This is a genomic window from Dickeya sp. NCPPB 3274, assembly GCF_000406205.1.
Lineage (GTDB): Bacteria > Pseudomonadota > Gammaproteobacteria > Enterobacterales > Enterobacteriaceae > Dickeya > Dickeya fangzhongdai.
Window position 1 is genome coordinate 695624 of the sequence record NZ_CM001979.1, and the last position, 18067, is coordinate 713690.

Here is an 18067-nt window from a genome sequence, read left to right on the forward strand (position 1 = left end):
CCACTATAATCCTCGCTCAGTTTATTGAGGAGCCAGACCTGATGTCAGCATTAACCCCCGCCAGTGAAGTGATACTGCGCCACAGTGATGAATTTGTTTCCCGCCGGGTGCTGTTTGCCGGCGATCTGCAAGATACGCTGCCCGCTCATTTTGACGCAGCCGCCGTCACCGTGCACACCACGCAGTATCATCACTGGCAGCAGTTGCAGCCCGTACTGGGCGACAACGTGCATTTCTCGCTGCTGGCGCAGGCGGAAACCGTAGCCGGGTGCGATACCCTGATCTACTACTGGCCGAAAAGCAAACAGGAAGCGCAGTTCCAACTGTCCAACCTGCTGTCGCTGTTGCCGGTGGGCTGCGATATTTTCGTCGTCGGCGAGAACCGTAGCGGGGTACGCAGCGCCGAAGGCATTCTGGAGCCGATCGCCGCCATCAACAAGATCGACAGCGCTCGCCGTTGCGGCCTGTATCACGGTCGTCTGGAAGCACAGTCTGCTTTTGCACTGGAGGACTGGTGGCTGGAGTATGACGTGGATGGCGTGCCGGTACACACGTTGCCGGGCGTATTCAGCCGCGAGGGGCTGGACACCGGCAGCCAGTTGCTGCTTTCGACGCTGGAGCCGCATCGCAAGGGCAAGGTGCTGGATCTCGCCTGCGGCGCTGGGGTGCTGGCGGCGTCGTTTGCCCGCATATCGCCGAAAATCCGCCTGACGCTCAGCGATGTCGGCGCCGCCGCGCTGGAAGCGAGCCGGTCGACGCTTGCGGCCAACGGCCTGGAAGGGCAGGTGATCGCCAGCAACGCGTACTCGGATATTCAGGGGCGTTTTGACCTCATTATCTCCAACCCGCCGTTCCATGACGGCATGCAGACCAGCCTGCACGCGGCGGAAGTGATGATTCGCGGTGCTGCCTCGCACCTGAACATGGAAGGCGAATTGCGCATTGTCGCCAACGCTTTCCTGCCGTACCCGGCGCTGCTGGACGAAACCTTCGGCAGCCATGAAGTTATCGCCCAGACCGGTCGTTTCCGCGTTTACCGCGCAGTGCTGCGCCGCAATAAAAAACGTTAACTGAGCCGCCCGGCTTTCGCCGGGCGCGATGCGACGCTTAGGCGTTATCGAGCGTCGCCATGCCTTCCTGTCCGTAGCGCGCGCCTGCGGCGATCTCCGGCGGGAAGATGGCGTTAATGTCATCCAGCTCGCGCGGCGTCAATGAAACCGACAGCGCGCCGACATTTTCCTCCAGATAGCGACGGCGTTTGGTGCCGGGAATCGGTACGATGTGCTCGCCCTGCGCCAGCACCCAGGCCAGCGCCAGCTGTGATGGCGTTACCGCTTTTTCCTGCGCCAACTGCGTGATTTTGTCCACCAGCTGCAGGTTTTTAGCCAGGTTTTCGTCGCTGAAGCGCGGGTTGGCGCGTCGGAAGTCGTCCGCGGCCAGATCGTCCCGTCGTTTGATGGCGCCGGTCAGAAAACCACGTCCCAGCGGGCTGTAAGGCACAAAGCCGATGCCCAGACGGCGGCAGACGGGCAGAATCTCCGCTTCCACATCCCGCGTCCACAATGAGTATTCGCTTTGCAGCGCGGTGATAGGGTGAACGCGGTGCGCGCGTTCCAGCGTGGCGGCGGAGGCTTCGCTCAGGCCGATATAACGAATCTTGCCTGCCTTAACCAGATCGGCCAGCGCGCCGACGCTGTCCTCAATCGGCACCGCCGGATCGACGCGGTGCTGGTAATAAAGATCGATGACCTCGACGCCCAGACGTTTCAGACTGCCTTCGACCGCCTGACGGATATACTCCGGCCGGCCGCAGACGCCACGCAGGTTCGGGTTGGCCGGGTCGCGCAGAATGCCAAACTTGGTGGCCAGAAACACCTGGTCCCGTTTGCCTTTGATGGCTTTGCCCACCAGCATTTCATTGGTGTGAGGGCCGTACATATCGGCGGTATCCAGCAGGGTGACGCCCAGTTCCAGCGCCCGGTGCAGGGTGGCGACCGCTTCTTTTTCATCCTGCCCGGTGGAATAGAAATCGCTCATGCCCATACAGCCGAGGCCCAGTGCAGATACCGTTGGCCCCTGCGGGCCTAGTTTTCGCTGTTGCATGTTGTTGCTCCGTGTTATTAACCGCGCTTTTTAGTGTGGTTGTTTGAATCAAAAAGATAAATTCGCAGTTTTATGCAACACTGTTTGTAAAATGCAAACAATGGAGCCGGTGATGGATCAGGTTCAGGCGATGCGGGTGTTTGTGCGCATTGTGGAAGCGGAAAGCTTTAGCCGGGCGGCGGAAAAGCTGGGGCTGCCGCGGGCGACCGTCAGCCAGACGCTGAAACGGCTGGAACTGCGGCTGGGGGTGCGTCTGTTGCAACGCACCACCCGTCAGGTGCAGGTGACGGACGAAGGTTTGCTTTACTATCAGCGCTGCGTGCAGTTGCTGGCGGAAATTGAGGAAACGGACGCGCTGTTTTCCCGTCAGCGCCAGCAACCCAGCGGGCGGGTGCGGGTCGACATGCCGCATTCGCTGGCCCGGCAGGTGGTGATCCCGTCGTTGCCCGCGTTTTATCGCCGCTACCCGCAGATTTCGCTGGTGCTGAGCGCCAATGATGCCGCCATTAATGTGATGCGCGAAGGCGTGGACTGCGTGCTGCGCGCCTGGCAGGTGGATGATGATTCGCTGGTAGCGCGTTCGCTGCCGCCGCTGCCGCAGATAACCTGCGCTTCCGCGGCTTATTGCGCGGAATACGGCGTGCCCGACACGCTGGAGGCGCTGACGTCTCACCGTATGGTGAGCTATTTTTCACTGCGCACATCGCAGCGTTACCCGCTGGAGTTTATGCAGCAGGGGCAAGTCATTACCCGCTCGCTGCCCTGTCTGGTGGAAATCAACGGTGCCGATGCCTATATCGCCGCCTGTCAGGCCGGAATGGGGATTATTCAAGCGCCTCGCTACGGTCTTGCGCCGTTGCTGGCGAGCGGGGAACTGGTGGAGATCCTGCCGCAGTTACCGCCGCCCGATATGCCGCTGTATGTGATGTATCCCTCCGGGCGCTTTCTGGCGCCGCGCATCCGGGTGGTGATTGAGTGGCTTCAACAATGCTTCCAGCAGACCCCGCTTGTCTGAATGCTGTTTTTTACAGCAAACGCCGTAACGACATGGAAATAATGATTGACGTTGGTGCGAAAATCTCTAGAATTCGCCTCCGTGGTGACATTGTGTGACGTAATGTTGCTTGGTTTGCGAAGGTGGCGGAATTGGTAGACGCGCTAGCTTCAGGTGTTAGTGTCCTTCGGACGTGAGGGTTCAAGTCCCTCTCTTCGCACCAAAATCACCACAGATTTGTATTTCACAGTACCTGCGAAGGTGGCGGAATTGGTAGACGCGCTAGCTTCAGGTGTTAGTGTCCTTCGGACGTGAGGGTTCAAGTCCCTCTCTTCGCACCACTGGGATGCAAATCAAGATGCAGTAGCAGTATCGTAGTAAGTAGTATCGTAGTAAGTAGTATCGTAGTAAGTAGTATCGTAGTAAGTAGTATCGTAGTAAACAGTGCGAAGGTGGCGGAATTGGTAGACGCGCTAGCTTCAGGTGTTAGTGTCCTTCGGACGTGAGGGTTCAAGTCCCTCTCTTCGCACCACTCTCCATACCCTTATCTTTTTGCTTCAACACAGCAATCCACTCCCATCATAAAATAACTATTCTTTTTTTCTTTTTTCTTTCCTGATTCAATGGGTTATGCCTGTTCGGGTTGGCGTTACCATCCCTTCAGCGTAAGCGACAGCGCCGCCAGACCGCCTGCCAGCGCAATGCAGGACGGCAACAACAGATAGTGGCGCATACGGCGATGGAACAGCATGCTCAACGTGAGCAGCATCGCCAGCGCGCAGATGTACTTCAGATGGGTCAGGTTTAGCTCCGGCAGGGCCAACAGCGGCATCAGCGCCGCCGGCAGCAGAACGCCCCAGGCGCTGGACAGACGCTTGCCAAAATACCAGCTTATTCCCCATAGCCCGCAGGCGGCGATCATGGCGGTCAGCATTGTGGCTTCTCTTGTTGATAATGATAACTAATATCATATATAAGATTTGCCGCTATACAACCGGTGCCGCGTGATTTTTGTATGACCTGCCGTTTAACGACGGCAGGTTTTTGGATGCCTGAGGACGATCAGGCGCTGTGCAGATAGCCGCGCACCAGCTGCAGCATGTTCAGCAGCGTGGCGGAGCGGTCATGTTTACGCCAGATAACCGCAATCTGCGTGGTGAGATGCGGCGTGTTGGTGTCGTGATAAGTCACATTGCCGGTCTGGATGCTGGCCAGCGATTCGGGGACAAAGGTCACGCCAAAACCGGACGCCACCATACTGATGGTGGCGGTGATATGCGGCGCCAGCGGGTTGATTTTGGGCTGGTAGCCCGACAGGTAGCAGGCGCGGATAATCAGGTCGTGCAGACTGGGACAGAGTTCGCGCGGAAAGATGATCAACGGTTCCTGCCGCAACTGCCCCAGATTGATTCGCGTTTGATCGCTGAACGGATGGTTTTCCGGCAGCACCAGCCGCATCGGCTCGTCCGCCAGTAATTCGCCTTCAAACTCCTCGCCGATATCACATGGCAGGCGCACAAACGCGATGTCGGTGGTGCGGTTGCGCAGGCTCTCCAGAATCTCATTGATGTGCTCTTCCCGCGGCCGCAGTTGAACGCTGGGATAATGCTGCCGGTAACGGCGCAACAGCGCCAGCACCGTGGGGTGAAACGTCACTGCACAGGAGAAGCCGATGTTGATCGCGCCGCTCTCCCCGCGGGCGATGCTGCGCACTCTCTCCACGGCCGATTCGGCCAGCTCCAGAATATGGCTGGCGTCCTGATACAGCGCTTCGCCAGCTTCCGTCATCTCCACGCCACGGGTCAGCCTCTTGAACAACGGCGTCCCGATTTCCCGCTCAAGTTTTTGAATCTGCTGGCTTAACGGCGGCTGTGATATGCCGAGAATTTCCGCCGCACGGGTGAAATGCCGGGTTGAGGCCACTGCGACAAAATAGCGCAGGTAACGTAATTCCATATATTTTCGATCTCCAAATGGCCACATCTCTGTATTGGAACTTTGGTGTGACGGAGGTCAATATTCAAGTGAAACATTAAATAAATTTAAGTTGATCATCGTCAGAAGGGAATGGATATGAAAGATGTTAACTGCGTCGACTCCTGTGTCAGGGAACTGGCCAGCTTTGCACTTCATCATCAGAAACAGCATCCAGAGTGCGTTATTTATCAGACGTCATTAATGAGCGGGCTTATTAATGGCGTTTATGAAGGTAACATCACCATGGAAGAACTTCTGAAACATGGCGATTTTGGATTAGGGACGTTTAATGATCTCGACGGTGAACTGGTGGCGCTTAACAGTCGCATTTTCCAGCTCCGCGAAGATGGCAGCGCGCGTGCAGCGCTGCCGTATCAAAAAACCCCCTTCGCGGTAATGACCTTTTTCCGCCCGACGGAGCAAATCCATTTCGGGCAGGCCATCAGCCGCGAAGCGATTCATCAACGCATTAATGACTTGATTGCAACAGATAATCTGTTTTGTGCCCTGCGGATAGATGGCCGCTTTAGCCACGTGGAAACCCGTACGGTACCTCGCCAGGAACGCCCTTATAAACCGATGCTGGAAGCGATTGCCCAACAACCCACGTTCCGTTTCGAACAGTGTCAGGGCAGCGTTATCGGTTTCCGTAGTCCTGCCTATGTTCAGGGGATTAATGTTGCTGGTTATCACGAGCATTTCATCACCGATGACCGCAAAGGCGGCGGGCATATCCTTGATTATCGACTGGAAGAAGGCGTATTGACCTTTGGCTCTATCGCCAAACTGGTTATTGACCTTCCCCGCGACAAGGATTTCCTGAAAGCCAATTTATCCCCTGAAAATCTCGATAGCGTCATTCACTCCGTGGAGAGCTAAGGCGTCGAGCAGGTACTTAAAGCAAAAGCACACTGTTATGCAGAGGATAAACATTATGGAAAATATGGATGGTCAACAGCATTGGTCTAGCGGTGCGGAGCTGATCGTAAAACATCTTGAGCAGCAAGGCGTCAACTATGTCTTCGGCATTCCTGGTGCAAAAGTAGATCGTGTGTTTGATTCGCTGGTGGATTCGTCGATCCAGACCATTCCCGTACGGCATGAAGCCAATGGCGCCTTTATGGCGGCCGCCGTCGGCCGTCTTACCGGTAAGGCAGGCGTGACGCTGGTGACGTCGGGGCCTGGCTGTTCGAATCTGGTGACCGGGCTGGCGACCGCGACGGCGGAAGGCGACCCGATGGTGGCGCTGGGAGGCGCGGTCAAGCGCGCCGACCGCCTGAAACTGACCCACCAGAGCCTGGATACCGTCAGCCTGTTTCAGCCGGTGACCAAATACAGCGCTGAAATTACGGTGTCGTCCGCTATTTCAGAAGTGATGGCTAACGCCTTTCGCGCCGCTGAACTCGGGCGGCCGGGCGCGGCGTTCATCAGCCTGCCGGAAGATATTGTCAATGAACCGGTAGACAGCCCGATTCTGGCGCGTACCTCGTTGCCAACCCTCAATAGCGCGCCGCGTGCGGATGTTGAACGGGTGGCCGGGCTGATAAAGAAAGCCAAAAATCCGATACTGTTGCTGGGGCTGATGGCCAGCCAGCCGAAAAACGCCGAGGCGCTGCGCCGTTTGTTGCACCATAGCCAACTGCCGGTGACCAGCACCTATCAGGCCGCCGGGGTGATTGACCAACAGCATTTTGACCATTTTGCCGGACGGGTCGGGTTGTTCAACAATCAGGCCGGCGACAAGCTGCTACAGCAGGCCGACCTTATCGTCACGGTCGGTTACAGCCCGGTGGAGTATGCGCCGGCGCTGTGGAATTCTGGTAATGCCACGCTGGTGCACATTGATGTATTGCCCGCCGAAGTAGAAAACGCCTACCGCCCGGATGTGGAACTGGTTGGCGACATCAGCATCACCATTGATACGCTCAATGAGCAACTGAGTTCGCCGATCGTGCTGTCGTCCCAGTCAGTGGCGATTCTGGAGGAGCGTCGTCAACTGCGTCATGAACTGGCGACCCGCGCCATCAACATGGACGGCTTCGCTATCCATCCGCTACGGCTGGTGCGGGTGATGCAGGATCTGGTCAATAAAGACGTTACCTTGTGCGTGGACATGGGCAGCTTCCATATCTGGCTGGCGCGTTATCTCTACAGCTTCCGCGCCCGTCAGGTGCTGATGACCAACGGTCAGCAGACCATGGGGGTAGCGTTGCCGTGGGCGATCGCCGCCGCGCTGGTGAACCCGCAGCAGAAGGTGGTGTCGGTGTCCGGAGATGGCGGTTTCATGCAGTCCAGTATGGAACTGGAAACCGCGGTGCGGCTGAAGTCCAACATTTTGCACATCATCTGGGTGGATAACGCCTACAACATGGTGGAAATCCAGGAAGAGAAAAAATATCACCGCGCTTCCGGCGTCAAATTCGGTCCGATTGACTTCAAAGCCTATGCGGAAGCCTTCGGCGCTAAAGGTTTCGCCGTGGAGTCCGCCGCCGAACTGGTGCCGAAACTCTGGCAGGCGATGGATGTGGACGGCCCGGCGGTGATCGCCATTCCGGTGGATTACTCCGACAACCATTACCTGATGGAGAACGTGAATATCAGCCAACTGATCTGAGCGTGATACGCTCGGTTCAGGTGCTACGATCCTACCTGCTGCAAGGCTTTGCAGCCTTTTGAGCCGTGTTCGCCGGTGACGAATATTCCAGCGTAAATGCTGCATTGCGAATGCTGAATGTTCGTCACCGGCGCTGGTTGCTCCACGCGTCCTGAAGCCCCGATAGTAATACGGGCTTGACCGGCCTGCCGCGGCGTTTGACGCGGCAGTTCCGGTTCACTCTTGGCAGGACGCGCGTTTTTTGTCACTTCCCGTTATGCATCGACAAATCGCACGCTCCGCAGTTTGATCATCACTCGGTTCGATGACCACCTGGTTTGATTATCAGTAGATCGACAGATACAACGCCTCAATCTCCTTCACGCTGGCCGGGCGCGGGTTGCCGCCGGTGCAGACATCGTCGAATGCCGCCTGCGCCAGCGCCGGAATATCCTGCTCTTTAACGCCGACCTGACGCAATTGCGCCGGGATATCCACATCCTGCGCCAGCTGCCGCACCGCCTGAATCGCCGCGTTTCGCGCCTGCGCCAGTGTCATGGCATCCACGCCTTTTACCCCCATCGCCACGGCGATGGCGCGGAACTTCTCGCCGGTGTATTCCGCGTTCCAGGCCATGATATGGGGCAGCAGAATCGCGTTGGCGACGCCGTGCGGGGTGTTATAGAACGCGCCCAGCGGATGCGCCATACCGTGCACCAGCCCCAGGCCGACGTTGGAAAAACCCATACCGGCGATGTATTGCCCCAGCGCCATCGCTTCCACGCCCTGCGGTTTGCCGGCCACCGAGTCGCGCAGCGAACGGCTGATGATTTCGATGGCTTTGAGGTGCAGCATGTCGGTCAATTCCCAGGCGCCCAGGGTCGTGAACCCTTCGATGGCGTGGGTCAGGGCGTCGATGCCGGTGGCGGCTTTGAGTGAGGCGGGCATACTGCTCATCATGTCCGCGTCGATAAACGACACGATGGGGATATCGTGCGGGTCGACGCAGACGAATTTACGCCGTTTCTCTTCATCGGTGATGACGTAGTTGATAGTGACTTCCGCCGCGGTGCCGGAGGTGGTAGGAATGGCGAGAATCGGCACGCTGGGTTTGCGGGTGGCCGCGACCCCTTCCAGACTGCGCACATCGGCGAATTCCGGGTTGTTGATGATGATGCCGATGGCTTTACAGGTGTCCTGCGGCGAACCGCCGCCAATAGCGATCAGGTAGTCGGCGCCAGACGCCTGAAAACGTTCGACGCCCTGCCGGACGACGGCGATGGTTGGATTGGGAATCACGCCGTCATAGACGTCATAAGGCAGGCCCGCGTTGTCCAGCAGCGCGGTTACTTTACCCGCTACGCCGTACTTCATCAGTTCCTTGTCCGTCACCACCAGCGCCTTGCGAAAGCCGCGTCGCTGCACCTCTTCGGTCAGGTGGGCGATGGCGCCGCTGCCAAAATAGGACGTTTCATTCAGTATCATTCTGTGTGCCATGATTTATCCTTAACGCATTGATTTTTAATCATTGAGGCGTGTCGGTTATCCATCTGCGCCAGTAGTCGGTGTGGTTAATAGTTAATCTAGTCGTGTACCGCGCAGGGCGAGACGAAAGCTCGCTTCCGGTTGATAAAAGTCAAACCTTTGTCAGATGGATCACCCGCCGATGAACCCAGTGTGAAACCGGTCGGGACTCGCTGCCTTCTTACGGTTGCCATCAGCAGCGTCGTACTGTCGCTGACGGGAAGGTGTCCACGACGGCGATCACAGAATAGCAGTGTGAAGACAATGGAAAACGGGCGTCGGCTTACCTGAAATAATCTAATTTTAGGGTTTTTTCGCATTATTTAATCTAATTTAACTCGTGGCTGTCTCTTCTGACATCAAACCAGAAATTCATGCATTAATAATTTTTGGTGTTGGTTTTATTTTTTAATTTGGTATTAATTTTTTATTATGAAATTTTTTACAGATTTATATCCTGATTGAATGGTTGGGTAATTCAAGGATGGTTTGGCTTTTTATATAGATAAACTTATGGTTGCGGGAGTGGTGGAACGCGCGCTTCGGTGGTAAGTTCTGGGGCAGGATAAACGTTTGCGTCGTGGGGCCTGGCGTCACAACGCGCGGCTAACGTAGAGAGAAAAGAATGGCAAACCACACTCCGTTGTATCAACAGCATCTGGCCGATGGCGCCAAAATGGTGGACTTTCATGGCTGGATGATGCCGCTGCACTACGGCTCTCAGCTGGACGAACATCACATCGTACGCAACAGCGCCGGCATGTTTGATGTGTCGCACATGACCATCGTGGATCTGCGCGGCGTCCGCGTGCGTGAATTTTTGCGTTATCTGCTGGCGAATGATGTCGCCAAACTCACCCAGCCCGGCAAAGCGCTCTATACCGCGATGCTGACGCCCTCCGCCGGCGTGATCGACGATCTCATCGTCTATTTCCAGACTGAAGACTATTTCCGGCTGGTGGTGAACTCCGCCACCCGCGAGAAGGATCTGGCCTGGATCACCGAGCATGCCAAACCGTTCATGGTAGAGATTACCGAACGTGAGGACCTGTCGCTGATCGCGGTGCAAGGGCCGCAGGCGCAGGACAAAGTACGCAGCCTGCTGAGCGATGCCCAGCGTGATCAGGTAGCCAGCATGAAACCTTTCTTTGGCGTACAGGCGGGCGACCTGTTTATCGCCACCACTGGCTATACTGGCGAAGCAGGCTATGAAATCGCGCTGCCGCAGGAACAGGCGGTCGGCTTCTGGCAACAGTTGCTGGCGGTCGGTGTCAAACCTTGTGGACTGGGCGCGCGCGACACGCTGCGTCTGGAAGCAGGCATGAACCTGTACGGTCAGGACATGGATGAATCCATCTCGCCGCTGGCGGCCAACATGGGCTGGACCATCGTCTGGCAGCCGGAAGACCGTCAGTTCATCGGCCGTGAAGCGCTGGAGCGTCAGCAGGCGGAAGGCACCGAACAACTGGTTGGCCTGGTGATGACCGAAAAAGGCGTGCTGCGTCACGGTCAGCCGGTCCGCTTTACCGATAATCATGGCGTCATGCAGGAAGGGGTGATCACCAGTGGGTCGTTTTCGCCCACGCTGGGCGTCAGCATCGCCCTGGCACGTGTTCCCGCCGGTATCGGCGAACAGGCTATCGTGCAGATTCGTAATCGCGAGATGCCGGTGCATGTGACCAAACCCAATTTCGTCCGCGCCGGCAAGGCGCTGGTTCAGTTTTAATTTTTGGCGTTAATGGAAGGAGAAGGTGGCAATGAGCAATGTTCCGGCAGAATTGAAATATACCTCATCCCATGAATGGGTGATGGCGGAAGGCAATGGCGTTTACAGCGTGGGCATCACCGAGCACGCGCAGGAATTGCTGGGCGATATGGTGTTTATCGATCTGCCGGAAGTCGGCAGCACGGTCAACGCCGGTGATGACTGCGCCGTGGCGGAATCCGTCAAGGCCGCGTCCGACATCTACGCGCCGATCAGCGGCGAAGTGGTGGAAATCAACGAAGAACTGGAAGGCGCGCCGGAACTGGTAAACAGCGCGCCGTATGCCGAAGGCTGGCTGTTCCGCATCAAGGCGTCTGATGAAGACGAGCTGAACGAATTGCTTGATGCCGCTGGCTATCAGGCGCTGCTGGAAGAAGAAGACGGCGACGACGAAGAATAAGCCTGACGCCCCGTTCGCTCCCCGCGACGGGGCGTTTTTATTGTCCGCTTGTTTTTGTGATTTGTTTGCCTGTTTTGTGAATGGTTTGCTTGTTTTCTTAAATTGTTTAATTGCGCTGTACATCACTGTGCTAAATGCAGGAAATTCCCCCACATGACCCAGACTCTCAGTCAGCTCGAACACGGCAGCGCCTTCACGGAGCGCCACATCGGCCCGTCGGCCGCTCAACAACAGCAGATGCTGGCCGCTATCGGGGCGGATTCGCTGGACGGGCTCACCCGCCAAATCGTACCCGCCGATATCCAGTTGCCTCACCCGCCGGCGGTAGGCGACGCCGCCACCGAGTATCAGGCGTTGGCCGAACTGAAGGCGATCGCCGGCCGCAACCTGCGTTACAAAAGTTACATCGGCATGGGCTACCACGCGGTGCTGACGCCGCCGGTGATTCTGCGCAACGTGCTGGAAAACCCAGGCTGGTATACCGCTTATACGCCGTATCAACCGGAGGTGTCGCAGGGACGTCTGGAAGCGCTGCTGAATTTCCAGCAGGTGACGCAGGATCTGACCGGTCTGGAGCTGGCTTCCGCTTCGTTGCTGGATGAAGCGACCGCCGCCGCGGAAGCGATGGCGATGGCCAAACGTGTCAGCAAACTCAAGCAGGCAAACCGTTTCTTCGTCGCCGACGACGTGCATCCGCAGACGCTGGACGTGGTGCGCACCCGCGCGCAGACCTTCGGCTTTGACATCGTTACCGGCAACGCGGCTGACGCGGTGAAGTATGACGACGTCTTCGGCGTGTTGCTGCAACAGACAGGCACCACCGGCGAGCTGCATGACTATCGCGCGCTGATGTCTGAGCTGAAAAACCGCAAAGTGATCATCAGCGTGGTGTCGGACATCATGGCGCTGGTGCTGCTGGATGCGCCGGGCAAACAGGGCGCCGACATTGTGTTGGGGTCCGCCCAGCGTTTCGGCGTACCGATGGGCTACGGCGGCCCGCACGCGGCGTTTTTTGCCTGCCGCGACGAATACAAACGCGCCATGCCGGGCCGTATTATCGGCGTTTCGCGCGATGCCGCCGGCAACACCGCGCTGCGCATGGCGATGCAGACCCGCGAGCAGCACATTCGCCGCGAAAAAGCCAACTCCAACATCTGTACCTCGCAGGTACTGCTGGCCAACATTGCCGGCATGTACGCGGTGTATCACGGGCCGCAGGGGCTGAAACGCATTGCCGGGCGCATCCACCGTCTGGCCGACATTTTGGCCGCCGGGCTGACCCAACGCGGTCTGACGCTGCGTCATCAGCACTGGTTCGATACCCTGACCGTTGAGGTCGCCGATAAGGCGGCGGTACTGGGCCGCGCGCTGAGCGCCGGCATCAACCTGCGCGCCGATCTGGATGGCGCGGTCGGCATCGCGCTGGATGAAACCACCAGCCGCTACGACGTGCTGGCGTTGTTCGCCGTGTTGCTGGGCGACGATCACGGGCTGGATATCGATACGCTGGATGCGGCGGTCAGCAGCCAGTCGGCGTCGATCCCGGCGGCGTTGCTGCGCGGTGATGACATCCTGACTCACCCGGTATTCAACCAGTACCACAGCGAAACCGAAATGATGCGCTATCTGCATCGTCTGGAAAGTAAGGATCTGGCGCTGAATCAGGCGATGATCCCGCTCGGTTCCTGCACCATGAAGCTCAACGCGGTGGCGGAAATGCTGCCGATTACCTGGCCGGAATTCGCCGAGCTGCACCCGTTCTGCCCGACCGAACAGGCGCTGGGTTACCGTCAACTGATCACGCAGCTGTCCGACTGGCTGGTGCAACTGACCGGCTATGACGCGGTGTGTATGCAGCCGAACTCCGGCGCACAGGGCGAATACGCCGGTCTGCTGGCGATCCGTCGTTATCACGAAAGCCGTAACGAAGGCGAGCGCAACCTCTGCCTGATCCCCAGTTCCGCCCACGGCACCAACCCGGCTTCCGCCCAGATGGCGGGGATGCAGGTGGTGGTGGTGGCCTGCGACAAGCAGGGCAACATCGACCTGCACGACCTGCGGGAAAAAGCGCAGCAGGCCGGCGATAAGCTCTCCTGCATCATGGTGACTTACCCGTCCACCCACGGGGTGTACGAAGAAACTATCCGCGAAGTGTGCCAGATCGTGCATCAGTACGGCGGCCAGGTGTATCTGGACGGCGCCAACATGAACGCGCAGGTAGGCATTACCTCGCCGGGTCACATCGGCGCGGACGTGTCGCACCTCAACTTGCACAAAACGTTTTGCATTCCGCACGGCGGCGGCGGTCCGGGCATGGGACCGATCGGCGTGAAAGCGCATCTGGCGCCGTTTGTGCCGGGTCACCAGGTGGTGGCGATGGACGGCGTGCTGACTCGTCAGGGCGCGGTTTCCGCTGCGCCGTTCGGTAGCGCTTCCATCCTGCCGATCAGCTGGATGTACATCCGCATGATGGGCGCGCACGGTCTGAAACAGGCCAGTCAGCTGGCGATCCTGAACGCCAACTACGTAGCGACGCGCCTGAAAGACGCGTATCCGGTGTTGTATACCGGCCGCGATGGTCGCGTGGCGCACGAGTGCATTCTGGATATTCGTCCGCTGAAAGAGAGCACCGGCATCAGCGAGATGGATATCGCCAAGCGTTTGATCGACTACGGTTTCCATGCGCCGACCATGTCGTTCCCGGTGGCGGGTACGTTGATGATCGAGCCGACCGAGTCGGAAAGCAAAGTGGAACTGGACCGTTTCATCGACGCGATGCTGGCGATCCGCACCGAGATCGATCGTGTAGCGGCGGGCGAATGGCCGCACGAAGACAATCCGCTGGTAAACGCGCCGCACACCCAGACCGAGCTGGCAGCCGACTGGTCGCATCCGTACAGCCGCGAGCTGGCGGTATTCCCGGCCGGACAGACCCACAAGTACTGGCCGGCGGTGAAACGCCTGGATGACGTGTACGGCGACCGCAATCTGTTTTGCTCCTGCGTGCCGATGAGCGAGTATCAGTAAGCGCGGTTTTTACACGGTGAATAATCGGGAGGCGGTTCAAGATCCTCCGGATACAAGCGGGTGCGGCGTGAGCGGCGCCCGTTTTTTTTGTCCGGCATGGTAGAGTGGGTGGCTTCTCCCCCTGAAAAATGAAGCGGGAGGCGAGGCAGAATTAATAGATGGCGGGAAAATCATGTTAGGCATTCACGATATTTCACTGTTTATCCTGTCCGGCATTTTGCTCAACATCATGCCGGGGCCGGATTCGTTGCTGATTATGACCAAGAGTTCGTCGCAGGGATGGCGCGCGGGCTCGGCTGCGGCGTTGGGCATTGGTTCCGGCACGCTGGTGCATGTTCTGGCCGCGGCGTTGGGGCTGTCGGCCATTCTGGCCACCTCGGCCACCGCGTTTACGGTGGTGAAAGTGCTGGGGGCTGTCTATCTGGTGTATATGGGCGTGCAAGCGTTACTGGATAAATCCGCTCACCGCGCCAATGCCGACAGCAATGTTCTGCCGGTCAACCGGCCTGTGCTTTCCATGCGGAAAATCTACTGGCAGGGGTTCCTCACCAACGTGCTAAACCCGAAAGTAGCGTTGTTCTTTCTGGCGTTCGTGCCTCAGTTTATTGACCCGCAGGCGCCGCAGAAAGCACTGGCGTTTATCGTTCTGGGATTGATCTTCAATTTCAACGGCATGCTGTGGTGTCACTTTCTGGCCGCGTCGACCGCGCTGGCCAGCAGCAAGCTGAAAGTCAGCAAAGTGGTACGCTTCTGGCTGAATAAAACCATTGGCGTGCTGTTTATTTCACTGGGCGTGAAGCTGGCGATGACGGCAAAAAACTGACCGATACAGACATTTTTGTTCGCCGATATGAGCGGCCTCTGGCGCCGCTCATGCGGTTGGCGACCGTCGGCTATTTCAACCAGCCCTTCGCCTGCGCCTGTTCCAGGTGCTGTTTCAGATAGCTCCACAGCGCTGGGTTGACGTCGCTGATAAAGGCGTTGCGGCTTAACACCTGCTCCAGCCGGATACCGTGCTCCACCCAGCTTTGGCCGCCGTTGTGCAGGTTCATCAGCACCGGCATTACGCGGTCGATCATCAGCGCGAAACGCGCTTCGGCGGTATCTCCGGCTTCGTATTCGTGCCATAACGCCAGAAACTGGTCGCGCTGCGGTTGCGGCAGCAGGCCGAAAATACGCGCCGCGGCGGCTTGCTCTTGTTCCTGAATGGCTTCGCGGGCTTTCAGGTCATACACCAGCACGTCTCCGGCGTCGATCTCCACGATGTCGTGAATCAGTGCCATTTTCAGCACGTGGGTGATGTCGATACCGTCATCGGCATAAGGCGCCAGGCTCATCACCGCGACCGCAAAATGCCAGCTGTGCTCTGCGGAGTCTTCCTGACGATCGGTGCCAATCACCTTGGAACGGCGCTGAACGCTCTTGAGTTTGTCGATTTCCATCAGAAACCGGACGACATCGGTCATGGGGCCGAAATCCAGTACGGGTAAAGCGAACGACATCCGTTAATCTCCTGCAATAAAGAGGCTCTATTGTAGGGGATGCGCCATCAGATGAACATGCCGGAATACCGTCTGAAAGCCGCTGATTTTTATTTTAGCGTACAGGTGTACACTGGAATTATTCTCAGTTAAGCTGCTCAAAGCTTGCTCAGCGTGGCAGGGAAGACCGCCGGTGCGAGCGTATGGGTAAGTGTGGGACAAGAGGTTTGCATGAAGAAAAAAATGGGGGAATCGGGGTATACGCTGGCGGAAGAAATCGCCAACAGTATCAGCCATGGAGTCGGTTTTATCTTTGGGATTGTCGGGCTGGTGTTATTGCTGGTGCAGGCGGTGGACAACGGGGCCACATCTCTGGCTATCACCAGTTACAGTTTGTATGGCGGCAGCCTGATTTTACTGTTTCTCGCATCGACGTTGTATCACGCCATTCCTCATCAGCGCGCAAAACGCTGGCTGAAGAAATTTGATCACTGCGCTATCTATCTGCTGATTGCCGGAACCTATACGCCTTTTCTGCTGGTGGGGCTCGACTCGCCGCTGGCGCGCGGACTGATGATCACCATCTGGAGCCTGGCGCTGCTGGGCGTCATATTCAAGTTGGCGTTTGCGCACCGGTTTAAAATGCTGTCGCTGATGACCTATCTGGTGATGGGCTGGCTGTCGCTGATTGTTATTTATCAACTGGCGATGAAACTGTCCGTCGGCGGAGTGACGCTGCTGGCGATCGGCGGCGCGGTATATACGCTGGGCGTGGTGTTTTACGTCTGCAAGCGTATACCTTTCAATCACGCCATCTGGCATGGATTTGTGCTGGGAGGCAGTGTGTGCCACTTTTTGGCGATCTATCTGTACGTGGGATAACCGGTACGGATATCGCCGTCAGTCGGATAAGCATCAGGGAGCCGTAGCATCCCCGATGCTTTTGCGGGACCGGTTACTCTTCCAAAGAATAAGGCAATGGCTGAATGGCGAGCTGGCTGCCGCTGTCGTCGCGCACCCGCAGCACGCTGTCGGCCTCCAGATCGTTGTTCAACACCGCCTGAACCCACAGCGTGCCGTCATGCAACTGGCTGGCCGCCAGCACGGTGCCGGTACGGCGCCAGTTATCGCCGAGTTTCAGTTCCAGCTCATCGCCTGTTGCGGGGGCCTGCGCGCCAATGCCCGCCAGCCAGTACAGCGCGCGTTTGTTGGCGCCGCGGTATTTGGCGCGCGCGACCATCTCCTGACCGGCATAGCACCCTTTGGTGAAACTAATGCCTTGCAGCGCCTGTAAGTTGGTGGCTTGTGGAATGAACTGCGCGCTGTTGGCGCCGTCAATAATGGGCTGCCCGGCCGCGATATCCAGCGCCTGCCATTGGCGGCTGTCGTTGAGTTTGACGCTGGGTTGCAGCGTTTCGACGAGTGCGGCGGCGCGTTGCGCATCCAGCACCAGCAGGAAACGTTCGTCGGGGTGAGCCAGATGCAGCAGCGTCGCTCCCGGTTGCTGTACCACGGCGTTATCGGCGTCGGGCAGCGTATCGAACAGGGGAGCCAGATGCGTACGAATGTCGAGGCCCGCCGCGCCCAGCAGCACAACGTTGTCGTCGGCTGCGATGGTGGTTTTGGAGAAGACCGCGTATTTTTTCAGCTCCGCCAGTTGGGTATCCCGCACGCTGCGGCGCTCCAGATAAGCCAGTCCGTCGCCATAATGGAACAGGCGCACATTGCTCCACATCTTCCCTTTGGCATCGCAGTGGGCGCACAGCACGTGCTGACCAGCCTGCAAGGCATCGACGTCGGCCGTAAGCTGGCCCTGAAGGTATTTGACCGTGTCCGGTCCGGTCAGGGTGACCAGCGCCCAGTCATCCAGCGATATCAGGGTGGCGGGGAGTTGAGCAGAAGAAAACAGCGGTTGTGCGGTAAACGGATGAGCCATATTACAATCCTGCGATGCGTAATGTCAGCGAATGACCCAATGGTAAAAGAGCGACAACGGTTTGCAAGCAGTTTAGGCTGTGTTCCGCCATAAGGCGGCGAACGGTGGAACAGAAGGCGGAGGGCGAGAAGGCAAAATGAATGGTCTAATCGTGCGATATGCCGCGCATCCGTGAAATAGTACACGCGATAATACGCGAAAATATGTCAAAGTGTTACTATTAGTCGAAGGCCATCAGGTAGAATAGGGTTACACCGACGGTCACCA

General features: G+C 57.7%; 15 protein-coding genes and 3 tRNA genes. 12 read left to right on the forward strand and 6 right to left on the reverse strand.

What is annotated here, in order from left to right; translation table 11 throughout:
• The first annotated feature begins 41 nt into the window (after window positions 1–41).
• Entirely contained in the window at window positions 42–1070 is a 1029-nt protein-coding gene (rsmC, locus tag DXX3274_RS03860; RefSeq protein WP_042858666.1) for a 16S rRNA (guanine(1207)-N(2))-methyltransferase RsmC, read from the forward strand.
• Between the two features lie 37 nt (window positions 1071–1107).
• On the opposite strand, the gene DXX3274_RS03865 is transcribed toward rsmC, so the two are convergent.
• Complete coding sequence (locus tag DXX3274_RS03865) at window positions 1108–2103, reverse strand: aldo/keto reductase (protein WP_042858667.1); 996 nt, start codon at window positions 2101–2103, stop codon at window positions 1108–1110.
• Between the two features lie 112 nt (window positions 2104–2215).
• Here DXX3274_RS03865 and DXX3274_RS03870 point away from each other — a divergent pair, with 112 nt between their 5' ends.
• From DXX3274_RS03870 to DXX3274_RS03885, 4 genes are all read left to right on the forward strand, one after another.
• Complete coding sequence (locus tag DXX3274_RS03870; RefSeq protein WP_042858669.1) at window positions 2216–3118, forward strand: LysR family transcriptional regulator; 903 nt, start codon at window positions 2216–2218, stop codon at window positions 3116–3118.
• 116 nt (window positions 3119–3234) lie between these two features.
• Window positions 3235–3320 (forward strand) — tRNA-Leu (locus tag DXX3274_RS03875).
• Window positions 3321–3352: 32 nt separating this feature from the next.
• A tRNA-Leu gene (locus tag DXX3274_RS03880) sits at window positions 3353–3438 on the forward strand.
• Window positions 3439–3543: 105 nt separating this feature from the next.
• Window positions 3544–3629 (forward strand) — tRNA-Leu (locus tag DXX3274_RS03885).
• A 117-nt stretch (window positions 3630–3746) separates the two neighbouring features.
• Here DXX3274_RS03885 and DXX3274_RS03890 read toward each other — a convergent pair.
• A complete protein-coding gene (locus tag DXX3274_RS03890; RefSeq protein WP_013316348.1) occupies window positions 3747–4031 on the reverse strand; it encodes a DUF1435 domain-containing protein in 285 nt (94 codons plus the stop codon).
• A 128-nt stretch (window positions 4032–4159) separates the two neighbouring features.
• The gene (locus DXX3274_RS03895; protein WP_042858671.1) at window positions 4160–5053 is read right to left on the reverse strand and encodes a LysR family transcriptional regulator; all 894 of its coding nucleotides are present in this window, start codon (window positions 5051–5053) and stop codon (window positions 4160–4162) included.
• Window positions 5054–5164: 111 nt separating this feature from the next.
• Here DXX3274_RS03895 and budA point away from each other — a divergent pair, with 111 nt between their 5' ends.
• Window positions 5165–5953, forward strand: coding sequence for an acetolactate decarboxylase (budA, locus tag DXX3274_RS03900; RefSeq protein ID WP_084478686.1), 789 nt, complete (start codon window positions 5165–5167; stop codon window positions 5951–5953).
• A 55-nt stretch (window positions 5954–6008) separates the two neighbouring features.
• Window positions 6009–7688 (forward strand): acetolactate synthase AlsS, encoded by a 1680-nt coding sequence (alsS, locus tag DXX3274_RS03905; protein ID WP_042858673.1) that lies wholly within the window; start codon window positions 6009–6011, stop codon window positions 7686–7688.
• Between the two features lie 324 nt (window positions 7689–8012).
• Here alsS and fucO read toward each other — a convergent pair whose 3' ends face one another.
• A complete protein-coding gene (fucO, locus tag DXX3274_RS03915; protein WP_042858675.1) occupies window positions 8013–9164 on the reverse strand; it encodes a lactaldehyde reductase in 1152 nt (383 codons plus the stop codon).
• A gap of 652 nt (window positions 9165–9816) precedes the next feature.
• Between fucO and gcvT the strand changes: the two genes are divergently transcribed.
• The 4 genes from gcvT to DXX3274_RS03935 all read left to right on the forward strand — a co-directional run bounded on the left by gcvT (window position 9817) and on the right by DXX3274_RS03935 (window position 15206).
• The gene (gcvT, locus tag DXX3274_RS03920; RefSeq protein WP_042858676.1) at window positions 9817–10917 is read left to right on the forward strand and encodes a glycine cleavage system aminomethyltransferase GcvT; all 1101 of its coding nucleotides are present in this window, start codon (window positions 9817–9819) and stop codon (window positions 10915–10917) included.
• 31 nt (window positions 10918–10948) lie between these two features.
• A complete protein-coding gene (gene gcvH, locus DXX3274_RS03925) occupies window positions 10949–11356 on the forward strand; it encodes a glycine cleavage system protein GcvH (protein WP_042858677.1) in 408 nt (135 codons plus the stop codon).
• Window positions 11357–11509: 153 nt separating this feature from the next.
• Window positions 11510–14383, forward strand: coding sequence for an aminomethyl-transferring glycine dehydrogenase (gene gcvP / locus DXX3274_RS03930; RefSeq protein WP_042858678.1), 2874 nt, complete (start codon window positions 11510–11512; stop codon window positions 14381–14383).
• Window positions 14384–14555: 172 nt separating this feature from the next.
• Window positions 14556–15206 carry a LysE family translocator gene (locus DXX3274_RS03935; RefSeq protein WP_042858680.1) on the forward strand — a complete coding sequence of 217 codons (651 nt, stop codon included), beginning with the start codon at window positions 14556–14558 and terminating at the stop codon, window positions 15204–15206.
• Window positions 15207–15276: 70 nt separating this feature from the next.
• On the opposite strand, the gene DXX3274_RS03940 is transcribed toward DXX3274_RS03935, so the two are convergent.
• Window positions 15277–15885, reverse strand: a complete 609-nt coding sequence (locus DXX3274_RS03940) for an HD family hydrolase (RefSeq protein ID WP_038662323.1) — start codon at window positions 15883–15885, stop codon at window positions 15277–15279.
• Window positions 15886–16095: 210 nt separating this feature from the next.
• Here DXX3274_RS03940 and DXX3274_RS03945 point away from each other — a divergent pair, with 210 nt between their 5' ends.
• Entirely contained in the window at window positions 16096–16746 is a 651-nt protein-coding gene (locus DXX3274_RS03945; RefSeq protein ID WP_042858681.1) for a hemolysin III family protein, read from the forward strand.
• Window positions 16747–16819: 73 nt separating this feature from the next.
• Here DXX3274_RS03945 and ygfZ read toward each other — a convergent pair whose 3' ends face one another.
• Window positions 16820–17800, reverse strand: coding sequence for a tRNA-modifying protein YgfZ (ygfZ, locus tag DXX3274_RS03950; protein ID WP_042858682.1), 981 nt, complete (start codon window positions 17798–17800; stop codon window positions 16820–16822).
• Window positions 17801–18067: the final 267 nt, after the last annotated feature.